The sequence below is a fragment of the Olivibacter sp. SDN3 genome, assembly GCF_014334135.1.
GTDB lineage: Bacteria > Bacteroidota > Bacteroidia > Sphingobacteriales > Sphingobacteriaceae > Olivibacter.
On the sequence record NZ_CP060497.1, the window covers coordinates 5436695 to 5462182 of the forward strand.

Here is a 25488-nt window from a genome sequence, read left to right on the forward strand (position 1 = left end):
ATTATATTTGAAGATGATTTCACAACAAGCTAACATAATTTTCAACAAAGCTATCGAAGATTACCATATACACGACCAGATCGATCAAGCTATTACTAATCCCTACGAGACACATACGCTGGAACATCTTTTATATCTAAAATGTTGGATCGATACCGTACAGTGGCACATGGAAGATGAGATCAGAGATCCGACTATAGATCCAGTAGAAGGACTTCGCTGGAAACGCAGAATAGACCAGTCCAATCAAGATAGAACAGATACCGTAGAATTCATTGACAGTTACTATCTCGATAAATTTAAACACATTAGTCCGCTACCCGATGCTACTATTAATACTGAAAGTCCGGCCTGGGCAATTGATCGTTTATCCATATTAGCTTTAAAGATTTTTCACATGCAACAGGAAGTAAATCGATCAGATGCAAGTGCGACACACCGCCATACATGTCAGGAAAAGCTGACGATTCTACTGGAGCAACAAAGAGATCTTTCCAAAAGCATCGATCAGTTACTAGCAGATATAAATGCTGGAAAAAAATACATGAAAGCGTATAAACAGATGAAGATGTACAATGATCCGGCTTTGAATCCAGTATTATATGCATTCCAACAAAAAGGTTAATAAACAACGCATAATTGTTTTCCGTTTTTCGGCTATGGGGGATGTAGCCATGACAGCCCCGGTGCTAGAACAATTCGTTAAACAATACCCAGACACACAACTCATCGTTGTAAGCAGAGCCTTATTTAAACCTTTTTTTACGGATATTTCCAACCTGATTTTTCATCCTATTGATCCCAAAGGTAAGCATAAAGGTTTGATGGGATTGTACAGGCTTTTTTTAGAACTAAAAGCATATAAAGTAGATGCCGTTGCCGATCTTCACAATAATTTAAGAAGCCGTGTGCTGTGTTTTTTTTTCCGTTTTCTTTCGGTACCCATCAAAAGGATTGACAAAGGGAGAAAAGAGAAAAAAGCACTGACAAGGAAAGAGAACAAAGTGCTACGACCGCTAAAATCGACCATTGACAGATATCTAGATGTATTTCGTGCACTTCACTATCAGTCTTTTGTTTTAGAACAGTCGCTCAAGAGAAAAAAGAAATCTATTCCACAGCAGCTTTCCACTTATTTTAACGATACCACACACTTCAAAGTCGGCATCGCACCATTTGCCCAGCACACCTATAAAATGTACCCATTACATTTAATGGAACAAGTGATAAACACATTGAATGGGCTTCCGGTTAACATCTTCATTTTTGGGGGAGGTGAAGAGGAAAAACTAATTGCGCAGGGATGGGAAAAGAAATACGATCACGTAATTAATGTTATAGGGAATATTAACTTATCAGAAGAGTTAAATTTGATAGCAAACATCGATTTAATGGTGAGTATGGATTCCTCTGGTATGCATTTGGCGTCACTCATGGGCATCCCCGTTATATCCATATGGGGCCCTACCCATCCTTATGCAGGTTTTCTAGGCTTCGGTCAATTACAGGAAGATTGCATTCAAATAGATCATCCCTCAAGGCCAAGCTCTGTTTACGGAAATAAACCTTGTCTATGTGGAGAAACACCCTGTATTGAACTGATCAAACCGGAACAAATTATTAGGAAAATACAACAAAAACTAAATAATGGCTAAATCGCTCTATCTCATCCGACACGCTAAGTCTGATTGGAGCCTCAACTTACCTGATTTTGAAAGACCACTCAATAAACGCGGTATCAGAGACGCTCCTATAATGGCAAAGAGACTGGCAGCACAGGTTCAGACTCCAGAACTGGTTATAACCAGCCCAGCGCAAAGGGCGTTATCAACAGCTCTTACATTTGCCGATATATTAGCAAAAGATCAAAAAGCTTTCATTCAGGAGAGCGATTTATACGAAGCCGATACCTCGACTTGGTTACACGTAATTAACGGCATCAATGATCGTTACGATTGCGTTGCTGGATTCGGACACAATCCAGGGATCACGCACTTTACTCAGTATGTTACAGATAAATTTGATGTTGATTTTCCAACATGTGCGATAGCCTTGATAACCTTTGATATAGAAAGTTGGCAGGAAGTAAGTCGAGGTATTGGAACATTAGTCTGGTTCGATTATCCAAAAGCCATACACTAAATCCGGGTAGAATATTACTTCAAACATTATGGGATTGTATATCCATGCAATTTTAACTAAGTTTACTGTTATTAAGAGGAGTAGCTTTTTTAATACCCCATTCAAATGACCAAATAATGATTGAGCTTAAAAACGATCTATTAAAGATAGGCATTAAAAAAAGAGGTGCCGAACTTTACTCACTACATCACATAGATACGGAATTGGAATATATATGGCAGGGTGACGAGTCTATCTGGCCGTGGCATGCACCCAATCTATTTCCTATTGTGGGAGGGGTTATCGACAACGAATTACTGATAGATGGAAGATTTTACTCATTGCCACGGCACGGATTCGCCAGACACGCCGATTTCGTTGTTTTAGAATCTTCCGGAAGCCACGCAGTCTTTTCTTTACGCTATAACGAAGACACGCTACAGCAATATCCATACTTATTTGAATACCAAATCATTTACCATTTGGAGCATACTCGGCTACGGTGTATGTACAAGATAATTAATCTTGACAAAAAAGACATTTGGTTTTCCGTTGGTGGGCACCCCGCATTCAACATTCCCTTTTTCTCTAATGAAGAGTACCAAGATTATTTCTTGTCTTTCGAAAATTCAGAAACCCTAATCACGCACCATTTATCTTCTGCAGGGCATTTTACCGGTGAAACCTCGGACTTACACTTAGACGGGGGTAAATTATGGCTCCATCAACGACTTTTTGATAACGACGCACTCGTTTTTAAAACTATTGAAAGCAAAAAGATTAGTATAGGAAGCAAAAACCACACAAAACGTATAGAGATCGCATTTTCTGATTTTAACTCGCTCGGCGTCTGGGCAAAACCTGGCGCACCATTTGTCTGCGTTGAGCCATGGCTGGGGTATGCTGATAATCAGCGTAATAAAGTGCCCATCGATAAAAAAGAAGGAATGATTTCACTGGCACCGGGGCATGTCTTTGAGGCAAGCTTTAGTCTTACCGTATAATGTAAGGTAAAACAACAACAAACTAAACAAAAAGTTATTTTATCCCATCAGAAATATAAGCTTCATCTATACGTTTATATAAACTACCAGCACCTTATCAAATGGAAAAAATAGAAAGAAATTTAGATCAGCTCATCGACTCATTTATTCTCCGTTTACCATCGATCTTCCTGGCCATTGCCACCTTAATTATCGGCATATGGTTAATTAAAATACTCAACAGGTTCGTTCATAAACGCTTCTCAAAAGGAAAGATCGATCAATCTTTGGCTGAGTTTCTAGCCAGCATCATCCGGGTAGTTTTATACATCCTGTTGTTTCTAAGCGTCGCTTCAACGTTGGGTATCCAAACCACTTCCTTCGTAACCATGCTTGGTGCCGCGAGTTTGGCTGTAGGTCTAGCTTTACAGGGAAGCCTTTCCAATTTTGCTGGTGGCGTACTCATTTTACTGTTTAGACCTTTTAAAGTCGGCCACTTCATATCATCCAGCAATGATGTTTCGGGTACCGTATTAAAAATAGACCTTCTTTATACCACGCTGAGAGCAGGAAATGGCACGACTATTTATGCTCCTAACGGTCCCTTGGCCAACGCGGTTATCAATAACGTTTCGGATAATCCTACAAGGCTTGCGGAGTACAAATTAGCGATACGTTATGACACAGACATTGAAACGGCGAGAAAGGTCGTAACTGACGTGTTGAAAAGTGATGAACTTGTCCTTCCAAACCCTGCTCCTGCTGCTAACGTTAGTGCTATCGGCGATCAGGTAGTTACTTTAACGGTCACCGCCTGGATTAACAATAAAAACTTTTGGCCTGTCTATCACACAAATTTTCAAAAAATAAAAGAAGCCTTGGATGATCATGGTATCAGTTTACCATATCCGCAACGCGAAATCCGTATTCTAGGAAGAGCAGACGAATAAACAAAAAAAACTGTATGTCAAAATAAAACCAATTGTATTTTTTTTGGTTTAATAACGAGTGAAACAAATGACGCGTTTCGTATTTTTTTAGTAATGGATGTACAGCTAATTATACCCCTCTTAAGTTTAATTGCCTTAGAGGCTGTTTTAGGTATTGATAACGTTATTTTTATTTCCATATTAGCTGGCAAGTTACCGCCTCATCAGCAGAAGAAAGCCCGGCAATATGGTTTAATTCTAGCTGGTGTTTTAAGATTGGGTTTATTGGCAATAATCGCCGTCATCATGCGCTTAGACAGTACGCTGTTTACGGTCATGGGTCATGATTTTTCGGGAAAAGACATTGTACTTTTATTAGGTGGTCTTTTCCTACTTTATAAAAGTACAAGCGAAATATACCATAAAGTAGAGGGTGAAACCATAGCAGATGAAAAGGATATCAAAGCCAATACCTTCTCTCAGGTTATTGTACAGATTTTAATTATGGATCTGGTTTTTTCTATCGACTCTATTATCACCGCCATCGGTTTGGTTCAGGAAATATGGATAATGTATGTAGCTGTAATCGTAACCGTAATATTAATGTTGTTTGCTGCAGAAACTATCAGCAATTTTGTGAATAGACACCCCTCGTTTAAGATGTTAGCGTTATCGTTTCTCCTTTTGATAGGTTTTTCATTGGTTGGGGAAGGTTTAGGTCTTCACATTCCTAAAGGATACATATACTTTTCCATGGCCTTTTCACTATTGGTAGACGTATTACAAATGAAAATGAACAAGAAATCAGGCACAACACTCCCGCTCGATTCATCGGTGAAATCCAAAGAAAAATGAAGCGTATTAATGCTTCAACCCCTTAAACGTAAACGGCGCTAACAATACATTTTTAATTTTCAGTAGTAAGAAAATAAACATCCATACTACAAAATGCAGCAAGCTGAAATTATGTTTAATTCTCATAGCTAATTACTTCTTAACAAGTTCTTTATATGCGCTATAATACACTAATCAAATGAACTAATCATGAAATTATTGTTAATCTTTCCGTTTCATCGCAGAAGACCGACGTCGGTCACTTACAACAAAGGCGAAATCATCCTTGCTGATTTTTCCAACAACTTTCTCCATTTAGCCCGATTTGCCCATTGCAGGGGATTAATTTCTTCAGCTTCTTTCAAGTCTATATGAAAAGCTTCACGAAGCTGACTAGCTACCTCCCGATCTAATATTAATGCCATAACTTCAAAATTTAAGTCAAAACTCCGTTGATCCATATTGGCGGTTCCTACCATGGATAACTTATTATCACACACCATAGTCTTGGCATGTATAAACCCCTTTTTATAGCGAAAAATCCGTACACCGGCTTTAAGCAAATCGTTATAATAAGAATGTGCAGCGGCATTCACCACTCTCGAGTCAGAAATATAAGGGACCAATAACTTCACATTAACGCCACTCGTAGAAGCAATAATTAGTGCATCCATTAAACTTTCACCTGGGATAAAATAAGGTGTGGTGATTATTATCTCTTCTCGGGCAGAGTCAATAGCTTTCAATAAGCTATAGAGAATGGACGGTGATATTGAATCGGGCCCGCTGGACACTATTTGAACTAAACTTCCTTCGTGCGCATCTGCTGTATCAGGGAAAAATCTTCGCTCAAGTTCCAGTTTCACCGGACTACAAAAGTTCCAATCGCATAGAAAAATATATTGTAAATAGAGTGAGCCTGGTCCTGTAATTTTTATATGTGTATCTCTCCAATAGATACCCTGGCTATCCTGCTTGTTGATATACCTATCGGCCACATTAATTCCCCCAACAAATGAGATGTACCCATCAATTACTATAATTTTACGGTGGTTACGATAGTTTAGCCTATTGGCAAGTAATAGAAAAGTGATTTTGTGAAAAGGATAAACCTCCACACCTGCATCTTGAAGCTCCTTTACCATACGCTTCTCCATGGATCTACTCCCAAAATGATCGTAAATAAAACGGACTTCTACGCCTTTTTTTGCTTTTCCGATTAAAGCATCTTTCAGTGCATTTCCTATTATATCATCCTCAAAAGTATAGTATTCCAGGTGTATATGATATTGTGCTTCTTCTATTGCACGCAGTATTTCTTTAAATGTTTGTTCTCCATTGATCAACAGCTTCACTTTATTATTAGCTGTTAACGGGCTCATCATATCCCGTAGTATCATCCGAGTAAGTCCCTTATAAGCTATACCGTCCTCTCCCATCACTTGCAGTGCATCGTATGATGACTTATAAATCTCTTTCTGTAATCGTTCTTGTAAGCGCTGATCTCGAATAAGCTTTTTACTATACATAATACGGTTACGATAATTAATTCCTACAGAGAAATAGAAAATGATTCCTATAACCGGAACAAAAATTGCAAATAATAAATAAGCTAAGGTTTTGGTACTTGAGCGAGTTTCATATATAATTCGTAGACATACAACGATCACAACAATAATATATATAATCTCGACTACTATAAACCAATCAACGGAAGGCATATTCAACAAATTTTCACTAGTAAATGAAGTGTGCAAACGTCACTACTAATCGTCAAAACAATCTTGATACCTAAATTAAGTAAACAAATTTATAAAGCGATTAAAAATGCCCTTCATTTTAAGCATTTGACGCTTTTTTTTAATAACCTTAAATAAGATAAGCCTAATAAACCAATTAACAGATAGCATTAGCTTAAGTTAAAGCATCATTGCCTTAAAAATTTCCTGAGCGTAGTCTCCCCAATTTTTCATACCGGATTTTAAAGCGCTCAATAATCCTTCGTTATTAACCTTTTTACCCTTTTTAGGAGGTGTCAATGCTGCTTGCTGCACCGGCACATCATTCACTTTGGTGGCGAACCATGTGGTGTTATCATGAGGCAATGCTAAACCTAAAATCATTCCCGGCAAGCCCGTAAAAGATTCAGGACCACCAGAGACAGGAATCTGGTCGGTATAAAACGCTACTACATAAATGGAGTCCATTACCAAGGCGTTAGCTCGTCTACAATCATAACCTGCTATTTCCCGCGTTTCACTCGTTATTTTCCAATGAATATTTCTAACACTATCTTCTACAAGAAAGGTTTCCTCATAAATATTTTTTTCACTGATGCTTCTATCATTTGCAAAATCAGTAAATATAATCTTCTTCATATCTACCGTAGGGTCATCACCAAAAAAACCTCCAGAAGAACCGGACCCTTCGTCGACGGGCTTATATAAAGACGCATCTTTTGAAAAAGCCAATGATGTTTTCACTACTTTAAATTGCGGTTGCGTTTTCTTATACTGGTCCAAAGCCTGCTCCATAAAGTTCGAATTACTTTTACTGAAACGTTTGGCAAGTTTGGCATACATATTCACTCGCTTCTCAAACTCGATTGTTCCACTGTTCACGAAACGAACATGCTGACCGAACAGAGCGTTACTTACTAATAGTAGTAAGACAATTATTCCTATTGATCGATTACTTTTCATTATATGATTATTATTGGGTACCTGCTCCACCCATCTTATTGAATTCCCATATTACAGAAAACATAAAAAATCTTCTGATAGTTGTATAGCTGTCCTGTGTAATAGAATTATTGAAAGCACTTCTGTTGAAGCCAACGTTCTGATTTAACAAATCGTTAGCCGAAACTGTAAACATCAGGTTTTCTTCCTTCAGGAAGCGTTTTGTTACACGGGCGTTTACAATAAGCCGTTCAAAGTGTTCATCAAATGATTGCGTCGCTTGCGTAAACATATAGTTACCGTCGGCGCCTAACTGAATTTTTCCCGGAAGGTAAATATTAAATGAGGCATCACCATTAAACCCCCACCCATTATTATTCAGTTCCGGCTGAAGCGATGCTACGCTCGTATTATAGGTAGGTCCGCCACTAATACCAAAATCATATTTTTTTTGTTTGTACTGCGAAATAGATATCCTAGCTGAATAACTATATGATTTGGTCATGTTCAGGCTATCATTTGTCAGATTATAGAAAACATTGCCATTGGTCGATAAATCTCCACCAACACGCAGATCCCACTTCTTTATTTTTTGTCCACCGTATATACCACCATTAAAATTCATTGTATTCCTGTCGCGCAGATTTGCCGATCGGTAAACAGTTTTGCCGGTTGCATCGGTAAATGTATTATTAACAATTGGATTAGTTGTGAAGGAGTATCCGCCATAGAAACTGATATATTGATCGGTTAACACCTTATAAGAATAATAGTTCAGGTTAAATCTATTGGTAAATGAAGGTCTTAAATCCGGGTTTCCCTCAAAAATATTAAGGGGGTCATTGTTGATTCTAATTGGCTGAATCTGATCGATACTTGGCTGCGTATTGTTTCCGAAATAGTTAAAACGCAGCGTCTTCTGCTGAGAAAATCGGTATTGATAGGTAACCTGCGGGTTCAGGTTCATAAAGTTCCGTGTGAAGGTCTCGTTATTATATAAGTCCAGTTGTTTAAATCTTACGTCACTTATTTTAGTTCCGAATGTCAGGTTATTCTTATTCTTTTTATAGTTAAAAACCGCTCCAACTTGATTCGAAAGTTGATTTAGCTGATAATTATTGCTAAACAAGCTGTCTAATAAGTTATACTCTCCCGTGGCCGATTGGTTGAAAGATTGTCGGTTGGCTGAACCATTATTTACGCTGAGCCCATAATTAAACACCACCTTAAAATCTTTGAAGATGGGTTCTGAATAGGTCAGATTAGATTGGAAAGCATTATTAACAATATCGTTATCTTTATATTGATTGACCTGCTGTATACTATCTAAGCCGCCCACCCCGTCGTAAAAACTATTTTCGGCGTTTAAGAAGCCTTCTGTTTTACTCTCGTTGATTGACTGCCTCAAATTAAGTGAGATCGTACGCCCTGGTTTCTTTAGGCGTTTCGTCAGTAAAACGTTGGCATTGAAAATCCGGTCATTACCTTCGTTTGTGAGTTTTCGAACACTTTCATTCAACAGCATATCATTACCATTTGTAGTAGTTGATGAAAATTCATCGTCGGTGCTGCTATTTCTTAACGTACCATCTATTGTGATTCTTAAGTTTGTTGTGGAATCTATCTTCCAATCATACCTGACGTCCAATTTTTGTCTGAAAATATGATTATCAAAATATTGGTCCGATCGTCTATTTTGAGTCCCACTGGGCAAATTATGTTGTGCTATCGAATTTCTAGTGCCTTCCACTCCCAGCGATCCCAATTTATAATTGGCATTGATACCGTGCTTATCCTCATCCCATTTGTTATCATAATGCAGACCACCATTATAAGCAGAAGGGATACCCTGTCCGTTGTACTGCCCGTTAAAAGACTCAAAGTCATCCCCCCCGCTCGAATAAAACATCATATCGCCATCTTCATTCATTTCCATTCCTCCTGAATTGGCGTAGCGATCCGCATCTTGCCAACCTAAACCCACCTTGCCCGTATTCCCTAAAGTACCGTAGGCTGAAAACTTCTCTTTTCCTTTGAATTTATTGAACATTGCCTGCCCTTGATAGAAATCGTTGGTTCCAGCTCCTGCGTCAACTTTTCCGAAATAGCCTTTTTTACTATCCTCTTTTAGCTGAATATTGATGGTTTTCTCCTTCTCACCATCATCTACACCGGTAAACGCGGCTTGGTCATTCTGTTTATCATACAGCTGCACTTTATCCACCATATCGCCGCGTAGGTTTTTAGTTACCAAAGTAGGATCATCACCAAAAAATTCTTCGCCATCCACCAACACTTTATTTACAGTTTGCCCCTGCGCGGTAATTTTCCCATCTTGATCCACCTGAATACCGGGCAACTGCTTCAATAGGTCTTCTACTTTAGCATTTGGCTGCAACGTAAAACTAGCCGCGTCGTACTCTGTGGTATCTCCCTTAATCGTTATTGCTTGCCTACCGGTAATGATAACTTCTTCTAATAGTTGAGATTTAAGAATCATATTCATCGACCCAAAGTTGATTTCTTTTACAGAGTCTAGCGAGAATTGCTCTACATAATCAGCATATTTTGGATAAGTGACTAGTAGAATATAATCACCTTTCTCAAGCCCATCGAATAAAAAATTCCCGTTATTATCCGCTCTGGTATATTTATACAGCATAGAGTCTTGTGCTGTTAAGATACTAACTGAAGTATTATGCAACTTAATATTAGCCGAAGTATCTACAACAGAACCCTTAACGGTGTAGTCATCCTGACCAAACGAAAGTAAAAAGCAGCCATTTAAAAAAGTCAGGATTAGGAATAGTTTCTTCATAATAATTAGGATATACGCTCCTAAAATACAACTAAATCATTAGTTACAAAGAAACTAGAAAAAATTTTAACATTAATTAACATTATAATTAATTATTTAGTGACACATCACGAAGAAGTAGAATTAATTTAATATAAAGGTATTATCTTTTTGATATTTATCGGGTATGTAAGTTCCTCCCAGCACTACCTTTTTGATTTTTTTGCCTGTTAAGAAGTGTACGGTGGCATGATTATTTCCACTTTCCCAGATACCTATCGTGTGTTTACTTGTTTCAATAGCACCGTCTTCGAAATATATAGTCAAATGAACTGGTAATGGTTTACTGCTTTTATTCAGCACGTTTATATGATAACCGTTATCAACCTTATCTACCCCCGTAATCGCCATATCAGTTACCCCGTCTTCGTAAAACCACCGTTTCCAAAACCAATTGAGATTTTTTCCGCTACCTTCGTTCATACTATGAAAAAAATCTAAGGGTTGCGGATGTTTACCGTTCCAATTATGTATATAATGATGAAGCGCTTTCAAAAACAACTCTTCCCCAAGATATTCTTCTACAAAAAGATACCCCAGCGCTGGCTTGGGATAAGAATTAGTAAATGTAGCGATACCTGTTAAATCAAAAGTTGGGGTCATTATGGGCGAATCATTCTTTTTACCGGAATTGGTTGCCGTTGACTGTATACCATAATCATCTACCAAAGTATGATCTATTTTGGAGGTAAGTTTCCATTCGCCAAATGTTGCCCAACCCTCATCCATCCAGGCATATTTGGTTTCATTCGTTCCCATATAAAAGGGAAACATGGTGTGAAAAATTTCATGGCTCGTTAGTGTAATGGCATCTTGCCTGGTTTTGGTAGGGTTATCGTTTGCCATCATCGGATATTCCATTTGATCCAAACCGTCGAAGACTGTCATATGGCTATACGGAAATGGCCATTTTGGAAAGCTATGGCTCATTTCTTTAACGCTTTTCAGGGCAAAATCTATGACTTCATAATAATCTCGGTGCTGAGAGTTAAATACGGCATCTACACGCGTTCTCCTTCCCGATAGGGAATCCACTACTACACTAGCAGCCTTCCAAACATAATGATCGCTTAAGGCAAAAGCAAAATCCACTACATTCTTTGCTTCAAATTTAAAGGTGTTAAATGCGCGATCTTTTACCCCTCGCCCTGCAGCCTTCAGTTGTTCCGTTATGATGGTAACAACGCCATCTTGATGTTCCGCCAGTTCTAACCGTTCAATAATAGCCTTGTCAAATACCTTTCCGGCGTTCTTTAAATCACCGGTTGCCCAAACCGCATAATGCCTCGGAACGCTAATCTCCACATTAAAATCGCTGAAGTCATTATAGAATTCCTCTTCCCCCGTGTAGGGGTACTTATTCCACCCGTCGATGTCATCATATACCGCTATCCTCGGGAAGAAATACGCTATAAAGAACGATCCGTCATCTATTCGCCCCGTTCGTATATGCGATCCTTCGTTGAGAAAATAGTGATAGTTCACCATGAAAGTCATCTCCTTACCAGGTAACAGTGACGGTACATTAACGATCATATTCGTACCGTCGATCTGCAAACTGTCTAAAGTCCTTTCTTTGCCATTTATCTTAAAACGTTCAAACACGAGTCCCTGCCCAAGATCTTTTTTGGCAATTTTCGACTTACTGGCTACACCAGCTTTATATAGGTTTGGATAGAGCTTAAACCTAATCTGCTGCAAGGTATCTGGGCTGTTATTTCTATATTTTATCTCTACCTGCCCGTTTAGTAAACGGTTTTTTGGATTAAAGGCCACTTTCAGGTCGTACCTCGTCCCGTTCTGCCAATAATTAGGGCCGGGCAGACCACCTAACGTTCTACTTCCTTTAGTCAAGGCCAACTGAAAAGCCCGCCCTACGGGCAATTCCTCTTGCGCAATCGCGAAGCTCGCGTGAAGGATAAATCCTAACAGGATGAGGAACGTTCGCATAGTAAAGGAATGATCAAGAAGATAACCCGGCTCGATTTAGTAAAGCCTGCACGTCTGGTTTCCGTCCACGGAAGTCAACATATAGTGCCATTGGATCTTCCGTACCCCCTTTACTCAATAAGGTTTTAAACTTCTGCGCGGTATCCTTATTGAAGATACCAGTCTCCTTAAAATAGGCAAATGCATCCGCATCCAATACTTCAGCCCATTTATAAGAATAGTAGCCTGACGAATAACCACCGGGGAAGATATGTGAGAAAGAAGGGCTCTGTGCGGTGTCTTCCAGCGGAGGATACAATTGCGTATCCTTTAACGTTTCCTTTTCAAAGGCTTCGATCGATTGATCCGTTTTTAGCAGACCGGTATGGAACGCCATATCCAGGAGGCCGAAGCTCAATTGTCGGATTGTTTGGTAACCTTCCATAAAGTTCGCGGAGGCTACGATTTTATCGATTTCTCCATCGGGCAATATTTCGCCTGTTTGATAGTGTTTAGCAAAGGTCTGTAAGAACTCCTTTTCATAACAATAGTTTTCCATAAACTGCGACGGTAATTCGACGAAATCCCAGTATACACTGGTGCCGGACAAACTTTCGAATACCGTATCGGCCATGATACCATGCAGGGCATGTCCAAATTCATGAAAAAGTGTTGTCACTTCGTTAAAGGTAAGTAACGATGGCACTTCGCCCGTTGGGCGTGAGAAATTACACACGATGGAGATGTGCGGGCGGTTATCTAAACCATTTTCCTTCCATTGCCCCCGATAGGAAGTCATCCAAGCTCCGGCTCTTTTTCCTTCCCTTGGATGCCAGTCGGCATAGAGTAAGGCCTTATGTTTATTATCCTCGAGTACTTCGTATACGATTACCTCCGGATGATATTTTTGAATATCACGTCGTTCCACAAAAGTGAGTCCATACAACTTATTTGCGGCTTCAAAAGCTGCCTGGGTAACTTGCGCCAACGGGAAATAAGGCCGTAAAGCTTCCTCAGAAAAGTTGTATTTAGCCTCCTTCAATTTTTCAGCATAATAGGCATGGTCGTAAGGCATCATCACCTCGACGCCATCTGCCTTAGCCCGAGATTTCAATTGTTCAATCTCCTTTATCGCAAAAGGAAATGCTTTTGCTTTCAGTTCATTTAAAAAAGATAAGACTTCATCGGGAGAAGAAGCCATACGTTCCTGCAAAACAAAGGCAGCATGGTTCTTAAAGCCCAGTAAATTAGCTCTCTCTGCCCGAAGTTGCACTATCCGCCGTACGATCGGCTCGTTGTTATATTCGTTGTCTTTAAAGCCTCGTTGACCGACAGCCAATTGTAACTGTTTTCTAAGTTCTCGTTTTGCTGCATACTTCATAAAAGGCATAAAACTCGGAAATTGTAAGGTAAACACCCAACCCTCCAAGTTCCTCCGTTTGGCTTCTTCAGCAGCATTTATTTTTATAGAGGCCGGTATACCGGCCAAATCCTCTTCGTTTGTAATCTGCAAATGATAGGTATTGGTTTCTTGCAGCACATTTTGCGAAAACCTCGCTTTTAGGGATGCCAATTCCTTATCTATCCCCCGAAGTTTTTCCTTTTCTTCCGCAGCTAAAAGCGCACCGTTTCTGGTAAAACTTTTATAAGTTTTCTCTAACAGACGCACCTCTTCGTCAGAAAGTTCGCTTTTATCGGTATGATCAACCACATATTTCACCTTCTCAAAGAGCGCTTCATTCAGGGTTATATCATTCCCATATTCAGCCAATAGCGGGGAAAGCTCCTGCGCCAAGTTCTGCAAATAATCTGTTGTTTCTGCACTATTCAAATTAAAGAACATCTCGGCCACGACATGTAGGGGTTTACCCACACGCTCCAACGTTACCATGGTATTTTCAAAGGTAGGTGTATCTACATTGTTCACTAAGCCTTCAATCTCGTTCTTTGCATTGACTATTCCCTGTAAAATGGCGGGTTTAAAATCTTCCTGTTTCACCTCTTCAAAAGGTACGCTTGAAAATGGTGTTTGAAATGGTTCTAAAAGTTTATGCATTGTCATAAGCCAAACATAACAAAAAAACTTTTATCCATTAGTTTATAAGTCCATGCTCCCTAAATGTTCACAGTAAATACCTTCCGTTCTCAATAAATTTTCTATTGTTTGTGGGGGCACATTTCCCGAAACGATCCGCAAGATTCGATCACAATCATCCAAATCGAAGTTCCAATGCGTGATGAGTTTAATAGAATGAAATAAACCCGCAACCTTTTGCACATGTTCCTGGGCGTCAACACTTGTTTTAAAAACTGATACCTGTTTCATCTGTGTATTTTTTATTCGTTTTTTATTGAGTTAAAAAGCGTGTCTGCGGCACTGTAATTCTCGTTTTCATCAATCAAATTCAAAGCCATAAATACTATTCTTTATTCACTTGACCATCATTTTCGTCTTCCCTCGAACGATTAGGTCCATCTTCATACCAATCACGCTCCCATTGACACACACTTGACTTAAACGAAGCTTTAAATCTTTCTTTCTCCTCATCACTTAGCTTAGCAAATTTTCGTCTCATAGCTGCCCTCTTCCAGCCCCCTCCCCCTTTTCTACCACCGAAACCAAAGAGGATTTTGCATAAAATAAATAAACCCAATGCTTGCCAAAAAGAAATTTTCTGTACAGTGAAAATTTCGGTTATCGTATGGTTCCAAAGCCACATCACCACATATCCTACCAAGGCCAGTATGGCGACAACCAGTACCGGGATAAGGACAAACTTCCATCTACTATTAAACATGCCTTTCATAAAATAATTCAATCGTTAACAAATTCTTTATATAAATGCTGCAACCTTTTTCTCAGATGAAGTACAGCATAGCGCTTTCTAAGCACCCAAGTTCCCATCGGTATGCCCGTAGTTTCGGCAATTTCCGAAAAAGGAGTTCCTTCGAGTTCATGCCAAACAAAAGCTTTCTTTTGTTCCGGTGGGAGTTCTTCCAGAGCCGCATACAGACAATTCCAGATCATCTCTTTGAGATACTCCGTTTCCGGCGTCGCCGGATTTGCGAGTAAAACATCACTCAGATGCAGTACAGTATCTTCATCGCTATCATGAGCAGTCCAAGGTTCCTCTTTCCTTTTACGCTGTGTATCAATAATCCGATTACGGGCAACACGATACAGCCAAGCTCCGATCTGATCAATTGGTTCCGAATTAACTACCGCGCTGAACTGATACCAAACATCTTGTAATACATCCTCTGCATCCTGATCATTTTTTACCCGTTTACGGATAAAGCTGAGCAAAGCTTTTCCATAAGCTTTTATGGAGCTGGATATTTTACTTTGCCTTTCCTCTACCATCAGATACATTATCATTTTTCATCGCTTAATAAGGTAGACGATCTAAGGCGGAAAACATTTCAAGAAAAAAAATATTTTTCCAAGACATACTATTAAATTGCAGTAGACGCTATGGAAGTAACGGTGAAAATTGCATTTAAAAAAGCTACTGTACGCCCTTTACTGCCATTTTCAACGTATAAACGCTTTCACTTGCCGTGATAAATAACTGGTCTCTTTTTTTTCCACCGAAACAAACATTAGCGGTCCATTTCGCCGGGACCGGTATATGGTTTATCTTTTTTCCCCACCTGTCATATACCGTAACACCATCTCCCGTCAGATAGACATTTCCATGCTCGTCGATGGTCATACCATCTGAACCCTGATTTACAAAAAGGGCTTTGTCCGTTAGGCTCCCATCTTGCTGAATGGAATACCGATACGTTTTATTATCGCCAATATCGGCTACATACAGTAGTTTACCGTCTGCCGATCCAATGATGCCATTTGGTTGTTTAAAATCACCGTCCAAACGGATTACTTTTCCTTCAGGCGTATATAAGTAAAGCGCCCGTACTAGCAAATTCTGTTGCTCACGAGTCCAATAATCGCGTTGGTAATACGGATCGGTAAAATAAATAAAATCTCTCGGTGACACCCATACGTCATTGGGTCCATTCAATAAAGTATCCTGATAATGCAGTACCAAGGTATCAACAGATCTGTCTTTTTTAATACGCCACAATTGGTTTTGCTCATCTGCACATACAATGAGCTGGCCTTTTTTATCGAAAAACATGCCGTTTGCCCGGCCAGCATTATCCATAAATAAAGACAACTTACCATACGTATCGTACTTCCAAATGCGGTTATTCGGTTGATCGGTAAAATAGACATTGCCCCTTTTATCCACGCTCGGTCCTTCAGTAAAGGCAAAATGATCGTCAATAAGCTTCAATTCGGCTTGGGGCGCTATAAGGCTTTTTTCACCTACAGAGGCGGATTGTGCGAATAAATATTCACAGGTAAAGAAACAACATATGCCTGTTACAGCAAGTAATTTAAGATAGAACATCATTTGGTTTTCTGGTCATTTGTCAATAAGTGTATAATATTAAAAGAACGCAAAAATCAGTATCGCCGTTCACCCACCTGTTGGCGCCACATAGCATAATACAGTCCTTTTTGATCTAATAATTCATCATGTGAGCCAGCTTCAGAAATTTTCCCCCTCTCCAGCACGTAAATCACATCCGCATGCATAATTGTTGAAAGCCTGTGTGCGATCAAAACAGTAATACGATCTTTATTCATCGAAACATCACGGATCGTATTGGTAATATCGTCCTCTGTCAGAGAATCCAAAGCTGAAGTCGCTTCGTCGAAAATAAGCAATCTAGGATTTCTCAACAACGCTCGGGCTATTGAAATACGCTGTTTCTCACCCCCGGATAATTTCATTCCACTTTCTCCCAAAATAGTATGTACCCCCTTTTCTGACCGTGCCAGTAAATGATCACACGAGGCCATATGTAGGGCATTCATTATTTCCTCATCGGAGGCATCTCCTTTTACGAATAAAAGATTATCCTTAATAGTACCGGCAAACAACTGCGTGTCTTGCGTTACAAAACCGATCTGTCTACGTAGTACGTTGTATCTTATTTCATTGGACGCATTTGCATTAAAGAAAATGGAGCCTGAAACCGGTCGATACAATCCAACCAGCAATTTCACTAAAGTAGATTTTCCGGACCCCGACGGGCCAACGAAGGCTATCGTTTCTCCTGCTTTCGCTTCAAAGGAAATATCATCGATGGCATTTGTATTTGCTGTTTTACGCTTAAAAACCACATTACTGAAAGATATACGCTGTAAATCACCTATTTCTTTTGGTTCGTCGGGTCTGCGTTCAATAGGCTGACGCATCAGTTGATCAAAGTTATGTATGGATGCTTCTACTTCTCTATAATGAAGTATGATATTTCCTAAGTCTTGCAGCGGACCGAAGATAGCCGTTGAAATAAATTGCATGGTAATTAGCTCTCCAGTACTTAATATATCACGAAAAATCAACCAAAGTAAAATAAATAAAATAGACTGTTTTAATAAATTAAGTGCATTACCTTGAAGGAAAGACAGCATACGCACCCGTTTCGTTTTTATCATCTCCAGATCGTAAATTTTCTGTGTCTGGACACGCAACCTACGGATTTCAGGAAAAGTAAGACCCAAGCTTTTTACGAGTTCTATATTACGTAAAGATTCGGTAATCACACCGGCCATTTTATTGGTTTCCCTATTAATGGAGCGCTGTACTGTTTTAATCCGTTTGCTTAACAGTCCGGTTAAAGACCCCAAGAACAGAATACCTATTACAAAAACCGGAAACAATAGCCAATTCTTCGTAATAGAATACCAGATGAGAAAACCAATCCCCACCACTGAAGTAAACAGAATATTGACAAATGAGTTGGTAAATTTCTCCGTATCCGTTTTAACTTTTTGCAAAATGGATAAGGTTTCTCCACTGTGCCGTTCTTCAAACTCCTGAAAAGAAAGGCGCAAGGTTTGTTTCAGGCCATCATTAAAAATCTGCATACCAAATTTTTGCACTGCCAATCGCGTAAAAAACTCTTGAAAAGCTTTGGCTACCCTAGCAGCTACCGCAACACCAATCGCTATTCCCAGCCAATACAGCACCCCTCGTAACCGTTCATCTTGGGAAAGGTTATCAGGATTATAAGCATAGTTGTCAATAATTTTTCCAAAAATAATAGGATCCACCAAATTCAGCAGCTGTGCCGTTGCTGCCAGCGACAAAGCTATAGTTACCCACCACTTTTGTTCTTTAAAGTATTTCCAGAAAATATTCATTTATTGGAGTTAAATTCAAGATCACTGCAATATAATAGAAATGAGCAATAATCCAAAAACAGCCTAAGTCCTTATCCTTATGCTTTTTAAAATGTTTATTTGGAAGATTCCTTTTATTTTTACAGTATAAACATTAGATTCGTGTTCCTTTTCAGCAACTTATAAATTGCTCTTTTCTACGTTACTGACTCCTTATTATTTCCCTATCCATTCATAAAAAGTCCGTTAAAGTCCGTTCAACTCCCTTGAAGTCCGTTAAAATCCGCTTTTCTTACGACTGTTCTTCACTTATGCTTCGGCTATACCTTATCTATACTTTACCTGAGCTTTACTCCCATTCCGCCTATTGTGTTATAAATCCTACCTTATAAAAATCGAATGATATAGGCAATAGGAGACGGTTAGCTAGAGGATAAGGCAAGGTATCTGATGAATACTTCAGCATTTAACCTTTTCATAAAGTTGACTTAACACCTAAACAACATCATGACGCTATTATTGCTTTTGCATTCAATATACGACTTACATTAAAATCGATTGATTAGATGAAAAAAATCAGCTTCCTATGTTCCGTGACTTTATTTCTAGCCACTTTAAGCTACGGACAGGACGTAATTAAAGGATTTGTTTACCATGACACCAATGGCAACAATAAAAAAGACCGCAAAGAAATTGGCATATCCGGTGTATCGGTCAGCAATGGTCAAGAGGTTGTGCAAACCGATAATAAAGGTTACTACGAATTACCGCAACGTGAAGACCAGGTAATTTTTGTAATCAAGCCGAGAGGTTATCAGTCGCCCCTTGATGAAAACAATTTGCCAAAAAATCATTATATCCATAAGCCCCAGGGTTCCCCAGCGCACTTTAAATACAAAGGAGTTGCTCCCACTGGTCCGATGCCTACCGAAGTAAACTTTGCGCTTTTACCGCAAGACGAAAACGATAGTTTTAAAGCTTTAATCTTCGGAGATCCTCAAGCCTATAATGAGGCAGAAATCGATTATTTCTCCAAAGGGATTATTGAGGATATCGAGCGTATTGATGACGTGTCTTTCGGTTTAAGCCTGGGAGATTTAGTGGGCGATGATCTCAGCCTGCACAGCCCCTATATACAAGCAGTTAAAAAAGTAGGCCTACCTTGGTATAACCTTATGGGCAATCATGACATGAATTATGATGCCGAGACGGATTCGCTGGCCGATGAAACATATGAAGCCAATTTTGGCCCGGCCAACTACGCCTTCAATTATGGAAAAGTTCACTTTATTGTGTTGGACGATATCTTATACCCCGACCCGAGGGACGGAAAAGGTTATTGGGGCGGTTTTCGGGAGGACCAATTGCAATTCATTGAAAATGACTTAAAATATGTCGGTAAAGACCAGCTTATTGTGTTGGCTTTTCACATTCCCTTATTGCACGAAAACGAAGATGCTTTCCGGAATGCCGATCGGCAACGACTATTTGAACTATTAAAAGATTACCCTCATACCCTATCCCTATCCGCACATACCCATTTACAGCGTCAAAATTTTTATGCAAAAGAAGATGGCTGGCAACAGGAAAAACCGCATCATGAATACAACGCCGGCACAACATCGGGCGACTGGTATTCGGGCGAGTTCAATGCGCAAGGCGTTCCCAGTTCTACCATGCGCGATGGCACACCGAAAGGTTATGCTTATATAAACTTCAAAGGAAATCAATATGCGATAGATTATAAGGTTGCCGGTAAACCGGCAGATTACCAAATGGAACTTTTTGCTCCAAAAGTCATACCCGCTAACAAAAACACCTCTGCAGGCATTTATGCCAACTTCTTTATGGGCGCTGAGGGCGACGAAGTCTTATATCGGGTAGATGGTGGCGAGTGGAAAGCGATGCACTACGTCCGCGGGGCTGATCCCAATTTTTTAGCCATCTTACATAAATACGATCATACCGAAAAGCTACTATCCGGTCGGCGTCCATCGAATCCAGAGGAGTGCACCCATTTATGGCGAGCGCCGATTCCTGCCAAATTAAGCATTGGCAGTCATCAGATAGAAGTAAAAGCCACGGACCGTTATGGTAAAGTATCTACACAAAGTATTGCTTATGAGATAGCTGAAGAATAATAGTGGCTTAAGGTAAATCATGACAAACGGCCAGCCTACTGAAAATCATCAGGTTGGCCTTTTTTCTGTCAGATATTTCCAATAGCGTTTAGGCACATGCTGCACATGCAGTTTCATGTTTTTTCTTTCCTTGACGTTCACATGTTTAAAATACCGCTGCCAGAGTTCTTCGTACAGCGCCTCCTCCTCATGTTCCAAAGTCACCTGATTTTGCCGGTATTCGTCTGAAAAGGCAATAGTTATTTCCTGCACCTCTTTTAAATTGTAAAAGATACCATATCCCCGCTTGAGGTCGTAAATACACCATTGCTGATCGGCATAACGGTCTGAAAAATGCTTTTGAAGGAGAGGTAGCACATTGAAATCGGGCTCTACGACCGCAAAGTACAAATTACCCTGTTGGCGCTTGAAACGAACAAAAGCCTTCATGCGGTGCCTTTCTCTATCCACCATTTTTGCCGTTTGCCTAATCGTCAACACATCTTTCCGCCCATAAGCCAGATAAGGCTGATCGACCTCATCAAAATAATAATTTACAGCGGAGCATAAATCTACTTCAATTTGTGGAATTTCAGACAGGTAAGTACGATAGAGATCTCCCAAAGCGCGGGACGGAATTCTTTTTGCCAACGCTGTCCACATCCGTTGCGCTTTATCACCATTGGTGATCACGGTATGCACATCACCAAAAAGATCCACCTGCACAGCAACACCTTCTTTGTAGACCGCATCTACCCTTTTTTTATACTCGAATGCTTCAAAAACCAGCGTCAGCAAGCCCTTCCAGGACCCATCATATACCCATACACTCATGAGAACAATATTAATTGCTTATTATGTATCTTTTGGTATTTGCTATGCGAAGATTGCATAATATACTGCTTGATCACCTCTTCAGACCGATCACTGTTTAACTGTTTAAACCCCTTACAGACAATAAAATACTTTGCCCGATTGACGGCTATCCCCATTTCCCGAAGCTGCTCCATATTCAGTGCCGTAAATTTACGGGCGGCTATAATCTTATGGGCCGAGGCTACGCCAATGCCGGGTATGCGTAAAATTAAGTGCAGGTCTGCGCGGTTAACATCTATTGGGAAGACCGCTAAGTTTCTTAAGGCCCACCCCAGCTTCGGATCAACATCCAAGTCCAACAAAGGATAGCGCTCATTCACAATTTCTCCTGCTTCAAAACCATAAAAGCGCAGCAGCCAATCCGTTTGGTAAAGCCTATTCTCCCTAACGAGGGGCACAGCAGCACCTATAGCCGGCAAGCGGTTGTCATTACTTATCGGTACATAGCCGGAGTAATAGACACGTTTTAAGTAGAACTTCCGATATAAATGCTGTGCGGTATGGATAATCTGGGCGTCCGTTTCACCGCTGGCGCCGATGATCATCTGTGTGCTTTGGCCCGCAGGCGTAAAAAGTGGCACCTTTTTCAATGTTTTCTTTTCTTCCTTTAATTGAACGATTTTCTGCTTGAGGTAACCCATCGGTTGCAACATATCCCGTCTGTTTTTATCTGGTGCCAATAATTTCAAGCCCGATTCGGTGGGTATCTCAATATTAACGCTGAGGCGATCGGCATAAAGGCCCGCTTCATATAGCAGCTCATCATTCGCACCGGGAATGGTCTTGAGGTGAATATAGCCATTGAAGTTACACTCCATACGTAATTTCTTTGCCACCAGCACCAAACGTTCCATGGTATAATCGGCGCTTTTGAAAATACCACTGCTCAAAAACAATCCCTCGATATAATTTCTACGATAAAAGTTAATGGTGAGATCGACTACCTCCTGCACCGTAAATGCCGCCCGTTTGATATCATTACTTTTTCGCGTGACACAATACGCACAATCGTAAATACAAAAATTGGTCAATAGTATTTTTAACAGAGAAACACAGCGACCGTCTTCCGTATAAGTATGGCAGATTCCCGCCCCCGTATCACCCAGACCTCTAGCTTTATTCTTACGATTGCTCCCGCTGGAAGAACAACTGACATCGTATTTCGCAGCATCTGCTAAAATTTCCAGTTTTTCCTTAATCCTATCTGACATAAAAACTATTATTATTAGCAATAATACTAAAAATAATAGTTTTAAAAAATTATTAGATTAATTCTTTTCCAATGACCGATATTTCAATTGTGGTTATTCATTTGCTTTCGTTTCTGCTACTTTCTCTGGAAGCTCTTCCAAGAGTTTAAAGACTGTTTCTTCCCTGTTTACGGTTATAAGCACTTTGTCCGAGGATTGGTTATCTAACGGAATACTCATCTTGCTCTTCTTCACCGGCAGCCATTTGGTATAAAGTCGTTGTGCAATAAGCAGGGGGTCTCCTGTCGGCTCATCGGGATAAGAATTTTTCTCATAGACCCAACTTTCTTCCCATGCGGCAAGTTGGGCAAAAAAATCATTTGCGCTATTACTCGGGCGATCGTAGGATTTATTCAGACGCTTTTCGCGATAACGTTTATTTTCCTCTGTTGGTTGTTGTTGCAGGTAGTCAAAAAATTGCTGCCAGCGCTTTTTATAAAAGCCTTTCAATAAACCGGACCACTGCTTATGCGCATAATCAAAAAGCAGGGCATTCGGGGCGGTTGTACCCCAAACAGTGATCAATCTTCGCGCGGCCTCTTCATATTGATCACCCTCTGTCTCCGATGCTGCACATTTACGGGCATCTGCGAGCCATTTTCCCAGCAGGAACTCCTCTCGAGTGGCCAAAAGCTCATCCACGTCGTTCATCAAATCCAAAAAAAGATCACACAGGATCATCAGCTGATGTTTGTTCTGCTGCTTATAAGCCTCCGAAAGCTCTTTGTGCAGAAAAAGGCTTAAATCCGCCAGGCACTGGCGGGCAAGATCCACCACATCATATTGATAGCCGTCTCTAACACCCAGTTCGGGGGCATCTAACAGTAGAAAATGCCACGCATCCCATAGGGCCGGAATATCATAATCACGTATCATATCGCCATTTAATGATACCCTTACAATATCGAGAGCAGGTCTTGCACAGATAGGACTCTCCATCGAAATAATTTTCACCTTTTTCTGGTGGTAAACGGTATGGGCGAGTATCTCCCAGGCATGTGCGACATGATCTGTTAACCGCCCGTAACGCGCACGGACGTATTGTGGTATCCATGTTGTAAGCGCGATTGGCTGTTGGTGCCAACAAACTTCCGTCAGCAGCTCATATACAATCGGATTATGGGCTATACCCTCCGGAAACACCCCAATCCCTTGAATATTACCGGTATCTTCCCTATTTAAAAGCGTGAGCGCATGCTGCGCAAAATGTTCCAGATCGCCACCCATATAGGTTCGACCACCAAAATTATGCAAGGCGCCAACAACCCATGGTCTCTCCCAGTAGCTTTGGTGCTTTTTCCAGTTTGTACCAGTGATCGACAACATCAAGGTCCGGTCTTTCGGGATTCTGCGGAGTAAACCTTCACGTAGCGTCCAGGTTTGTATTGCCATTACCGCTTTAGGATCGACCTTTTGCATCGCTTGATAAATTGCCTCACCTGCTTGTTCGAGGTATTCAGCACCTTTACCCGTTGGTGAGCTTTCATGGAAAGGATCCGTTGCATATAAGTGGTCTGTGCCGAAAAGCGCCCATTGCTTTTCATAGAACACCTTGGCAAAGCGCTCGAAGAGCGGGTCTAAGGGGTCCAATAAAGCCGTTTTAAAATTAAACAGCCACAAACGTTCTTCGATATGTGCCTGCGGAAATTTTTCAAGTAATTTCACCGGGACGTGACCACTGAATCCCTGAAGGATAGGCTTCATCCCCAGTTCCCGCTGACGCTTCAAAATCCGTTTGCCTAATTCCAGATGGCTATCTATCCAATGTTGTGATAGCGGGCCGCCCCAGCCCTCCAGGTTACCCATCCATTGCCAGGCCATAAAGGCGGGATTTGCCAGAAAATTGCGGATCTCATCGTCCGATAGTTTAAATTCCCGCAAGGTCGCCATCCAAACGGCTTCCTGCCCCGTAATAGCCAACGGTAAATTGATGCCGTGCATGGCCATCCAATCTATTTCCTGTTCCCAGCGATCCCAATCCCACCAAGGCATACTGTAACTAAAAGTACAGTAATTCAAATAAGCCCTACAGGCAAAGGCAGTAGGCTTTCTCAAACGATTTTCTACCAGGGGGAGCACTTCCGGCAGCTCCATATTGCTACCATTCCAGGAAATCTGGCAATTACAATAATATTTAAGGTACCAATTCAGTGAAGACGCGACGGCTATAGGCGTGTTTCCGCGCAAAACAATTTTACCATCAGTACTTTCCAGCTCAAAGACATCATTTCCTGCGTCTGAATCAATAATCTGTATATCAAAATGGGTGGATTTTTCTCCCACCACCCGTTTAACCAACCCAAGGGCTGCTTCTTTATAAGCTTCCAAAGCTCCTTCTTCTATTCCAAAACTCATTCCGGGAAAAATAGTAATTTTATAGGAAAATGAGAATTATCCGGAAGGCTTTTAAGCATTCATTTGGATTAAACGTTTGAATCATCTGACTCCCAAACTTACAGGAGAGAAAGACGCTGATAGCTGGTCAAGTTATATTAGAATTATACAATTCATTTTTTTGTATTCAGGCAGTGCTTAACCTGTTCTTGTACAGCAAGATCACAGGAAGTTTGTTGTGTCGTCCTTGTAAGATTATAGCAAGGTTGTAGCAAGCTTCTTGTAAGAACGTAACAAGAAGCTTGCAACGGGCTTGCAAGAAGTATCATCTGTGCATCGTTATTGATCGTCAGCAAAGTTGATAAAAGAAGA

General features: G+C 40.4%; 20 protein-coding genes. 7 read left to right on the plus strand and 13 right to left on the minus strand.

Features of this window, described 5'->3' with window-relative positions:
* Positions 1–13 precede the first annotated feature (13 nt).
* The 6 genes from H8S90_RS22895 (at position 14) to H8S90_RS22920 (ending at position 4888) form a co-directional block, all read left to right on the plus strand.
* Positions 14–625: a DUF4254 domain-containing protein gene (locus tag H8S90_RS22895; RefSeq protein WP_187340104.1), complete on the plus strand. Its 612-nt coding sequence runs from the start codon at positions 14–16 to the stop codon at positions 623–625.
* Positions 603–1655 (plus strand): glycosyltransferase family 9 protein, encoded by a 1053-nt coding sequence (locus H8S90_RS22900; protein ID WP_255501707.1) that lies wholly within the window; start codon positions 603–605, stop codon positions 1653–1655. Before H8S90_RS22895 ends, H8S90_RS22900 begins: the two co-directional genes overlap by 23 nt.
* Positions 1648–2142 (plus strand): histidine phosphatase family protein, encoded by a 495-nt coding sequence (locus H8S90_RS22905; RefSeq protein WP_187340105.1) that lies wholly within the window; start codon positions 1648–1650, stop codon positions 2140–2142. Before H8S90_RS22900 ends, H8S90_RS22905 begins: the two co-directional genes overlap by 8 nt.
* A 116-nt stretch (positions 2143–2258) precedes the next feature.
* Positions 2259–3125, plus strand: coding sequence for an aldose 1-epimerase family protein (locus H8S90_RS22910; protein ID WP_187340106.1), 867 nt, complete (start codon positions 2259–2261; stop codon positions 3123–3125).
* Positions 3126–3226: 101 nt separating this feature from the next.
* Positions 3227–4054 carry a mechanosensitive ion channel family protein gene (locus H8S90_RS22915; RefSeq protein ID WP_187340107.1) on the plus strand — a complete coding sequence of 276 codons (828 nt, stop codon included), beginning with the start codon at positions 3227–3229 and terminating at the stop codon, positions 4052–4054.
* A 93-nt stretch (positions 4055–4147) separates the two neighbouring features.
* The gene (locus H8S90_RS22920) at positions 4148–4888 is read left to right on the plus strand and encodes a TerC family protein (protein WP_187340108.1); all 741 of its coding nucleotides are present in this window, start codon (positions 4148–4150) and stop codon (positions 4886–4888) included.
* Between the two features lie 242 nt (positions 4889–5130).
* Here the strand turns inward: H8S90_RS22920 and cls are convergent, their stop codons facing one another.
* The 10 genes from cls to H8S90_RS22970 all read right to left on the minus strand — a co-directional run bounded on the left by cls (position 5131) and on the right by H8S90_RS22970 (position 18557).
* The gene (gene cls, locus H8S90_RS22925) at positions 5131–6588 is read right to left on the minus strand and encodes a cardiolipin synthase (RefSeq protein WP_187340109.1); all 1458 of its coding nucleotides are present in this window, start codon (positions 6586–6588) and stop codon (positions 5131–5133) included.
* Between the two features lie 198 nt (positions 6589–6786).
* Positions 6787–7569, minus strand: coding sequence for a GLPGLI family protein (locus H8S90_RS22930; RefSeq protein WP_187340110.1), 783 nt, complete (start codon positions 7567–7569; stop codon positions 6787–6789).
* Positions 7570–7579: 10 nt separating this feature from the next.
* Complete coding sequence (locus tag H8S90_RS22935; RefSeq protein WP_187340111.1) at positions 7580–10366, minus strand: outer membrane beta-barrel family protein; 2787 nt, start codon at positions 10364–10366, stop codon at positions 7580–7582.
* A 123-nt stretch (positions 10367–10489) separates the two neighbouring features.
* On the minus strand, positions 10490–12355 hold the full coding sequence (locus tag H8S90_RS22940; RefSeq protein WP_187340112.1) for a M1 family metallopeptidase: 1866 nt from the start codon (positions 12353–12355) through the stop codon (positions 10490–10492).
* 13 nt (positions 12356–12368) lie between these two features.
* The gene (locus tag H8S90_RS22945; protein ID WP_187340113.1) at positions 12369–14390 is read right to left on the minus strand and encodes a M3 family metallopeptidase; all 2022 of its coding nucleotides are present in this window, start codon (positions 14388–14390) and stop codon (positions 12369–12371) included.
* A 42-nt stretch (positions 14391–14432) separates the two neighbouring features.
* The gene (locus H8S90_RS22950) at positions 14433–14660 is read right to left on the minus strand and encodes a hypothetical protein (protein WP_187340114.1); all 228 of its coding nucleotides are present in this window, start codon (positions 14658–14660) and stop codon (positions 14433–14435) included.
* A 94-nt stretch (positions 14661–14754) separates the two neighbouring features.
* Positions 14755–15141 (minus strand): hypothetical protein, encoded by a 387-nt coding sequence (locus tag H8S90_RS22955; protein WP_187340115.1) that lies wholly within the window; start codon positions 15139–15141, stop codon positions 14755–14757.
* An 8-nt stretch (positions 15142–15149) separates the two neighbouring features.
* Positions 15150–15713 (minus strand): RNA polymerase sigma factor, encoded by a 564-nt coding sequence (locus H8S90_RS22960; RefSeq protein ID WP_255501708.1) that lies wholly within the window; start codon positions 15711–15713, stop codon positions 15150–15152.
* Positions 15714–15843: 130 nt separating this feature from the next.
* Positions 15844–16758 (minus strand): SMP-30/gluconolactonase/LRE family protein, encoded by a 915-nt coding sequence (locus tag H8S90_RS22965; protein ID WP_222852166.1) that lies wholly within the window; start codon positions 16756–16758, stop codon positions 15844–15846.
* A 53-nt stretch (positions 16759–16811) separates the two neighbouring features.
* On the minus strand, positions 16812–18557 hold the full coding sequence (locus H8S90_RS22970) for an ABC transporter ATP-binding protein (RefSeq protein WP_187340116.1): 1746 nt from the start codon (positions 18555–18557) through the stop codon (positions 16812–16814).
* Between the two features lie 545 nt (positions 18558–19102).
* Here H8S90_RS22970 and H8S90_RS22975 point away from each other — a divergent pair.
* Entirely contained in the window at positions 19103–20677 is a 1575-nt protein-coding gene (locus H8S90_RS22975; RefSeq protein ID WP_187340117.1) for a calcineurin-like phosphoesterase family protein, read from the plus strand.
* 48 nt (positions 20678–20725) lie between these two features.
* Here H8S90_RS22975 and H8S90_RS22980 read toward each other — a convergent pair whose 3' ends face one another.
* The 3 genes from H8S90_RS22980 to H8S90_RS22990 form a co-directional block, all read right to left on the minus strand.
* Positions 20726–21490 carry a TIGR03915 family putative DNA repair protein gene (locus H8S90_RS22980; protein WP_187340118.1) on the minus strand — a complete coding sequence of 255 codons (765 nt, stop codon included), beginning with the start codon at positions 21488–21490 and terminating at the stop codon, positions 20726–20728.
* On the minus strand, positions 21487–22743 hold the full coding sequence (locus H8S90_RS22985; RefSeq protein WP_187340119.1) for a putative DNA modification/repair radical SAM protein: 1257 nt from the start codon (positions 22741–22743) through the stop codon (positions 21487–21489). Before H8S90_RS22985 ends, H8S90_RS22980 begins: the two co-directional genes overlap by 4 nt.
* 93 nt (positions 22744–22836) lie before the next feature.
* On the minus strand, positions 22837–25137 hold the full coding sequence (locus H8S90_RS22990) for an alpha-N-acetylglucosaminidase (RefSeq protein WP_187340120.1): 2301 nt from the start codon (positions 25135–25137) through the stop codon (positions 22837–22839).
* Positions 25138–25488 lie beyond the last annotated feature (351 nt).

Bases quoted from the DNA above. Each gene is read 5' to 3' on its own strand.
- H8S90_RS22895 (WP_187340104.1), top strand. From the start codon at position 14: ATGATTTCACAACAAGCTAACATAATTTTCAACAAAGCTATCGAAGAT.
- H8S90_RS22900 (WP_255501707.1), top strand. From the start codon at position 603: ATGCATTCCAACAAAAAGGTTAATAAACAACGCATAATTGTTTTCCGT.
- H8S90_RS22905 (WP_187340105.1), top strand. From the start codon at position 1,648: ATGGCTAAATCGCTCTATCTCATCCGACACGCTAAGTCTGATTGGAGC.
- H8S90_RS22910 (WP_187340106.1), top strand. From the start codon at position 2,259: ATGATTGAGCTTAAAAACGATCTATTAAAGATAGGCATTAAAAAAAGA.
- H8S90_RS22915 (WP_187340107.1), top strand. From the start codon at position 3,227: ATGGAAAAAATAGAAAGAAATTTAGATCAGCTCATCGACTCATTTATT.
- H8S90_RS22920 (WP_187340108.1), top strand. From the start codon at position 4,148: ATGGATGTACAGCTAATTATACCCCTCTTAAGTTTAATTGCCTTAGAG.
- cls (WP_187340109.1), bottom strand. From the start codon at position 6,588: ATGCCTTCCGTTGATTGGTTTATAGTAGTCGAGATTATATATATTATT.
- H8S90_RS22930 (WP_187340110.1), bottom strand. From the start codon at position 7,569: ATGAAAAGTAATCGATCAATAGGAATAATTGTCTTACTACTATTAGTA.
- H8S90_RS22935 (WP_187340111.1), bottom strand. From the start codon at position 10,366: ATGAAGAAACTATTCCTAATCCTGACTTTTTTAAATGGCTGCTTTTTA.
- H8S90_RS22940 (WP_187340112.1), bottom strand. From the start codon at position 12,355: ATGCGAACGTTCCTCATCCTGTTAGGATTTATCCTTCACGCGAGCTTC.
- H8S90_RS22945 (WP_187340113.1), bottom strand. From the start codon at position 14,390: ATGCATAAACTTTTAGAACCATTTCAAACACCATTTTCAAGCGTACCT.
- H8S90_RS22950 (WP_187340114.1), bottom strand. From the start codon at position 14,660: ATGAAACAGGTATCAGTTTTTAAAACAAGTGTTGACGCCCAGGAACAT.
- H8S90_RS22955 (WP_187340115.1), bottom strand. From the start codon at position 15,141: ATGAAAGGCATGTTTAATAGTAGATGGAAGTTTGTCCTTATCCCGGTA.
- H8S90_RS22960 (WP_255501708.1), bottom strand. From the start codon at position 15,713: ATGATAATGTATCTGATGGTAGAGGAAAGGCAAAGTAAAATATCCAGC.
- H8S90_RS22965 (WP_222852166.1), bottom strand. From the start codon at position 16,758: ATGATGTTCTATCTTAAATTACTTGCTGTAACAGGCATATGTTGTTTC.
- H8S90_RS22970 (WP_187340116.1), bottom strand. From the start codon at position 18,557: ATGAATATTTTCTGGAAATACTTTAAAGAACAAAAGTGGTGGGTAACT.
- H8S90_RS22975 (WP_187340117.1), top strand. From the start codon at position 19,103: ATGAAAAAAATCAGCTTCCTATGTTCCGTGACTTTATTTCTAGCCACT.
- H8S90_RS22980 (WP_187340118.1), bottom strand. From the start codon at position 21,490: ATGAGTGTATGGGTATATGATGGGTCCTGGAAGGGCTTGCTGACGCTG.
- H8S90_RS22985 (WP_187340119.1), bottom strand. From the start codon at position 22,743: ATGTCAGATAGGATTAAGGAAAAACTGGAAATTTTAGCAGATGCTGCG.
- H8S90_RS22990 (WP_187340120.1), bottom strand. From the start codon at position 25,137: ATGAGTTTTGGAATAGAAGAAGGAGCTTTGGAAGCTTATAAAGAAGCA.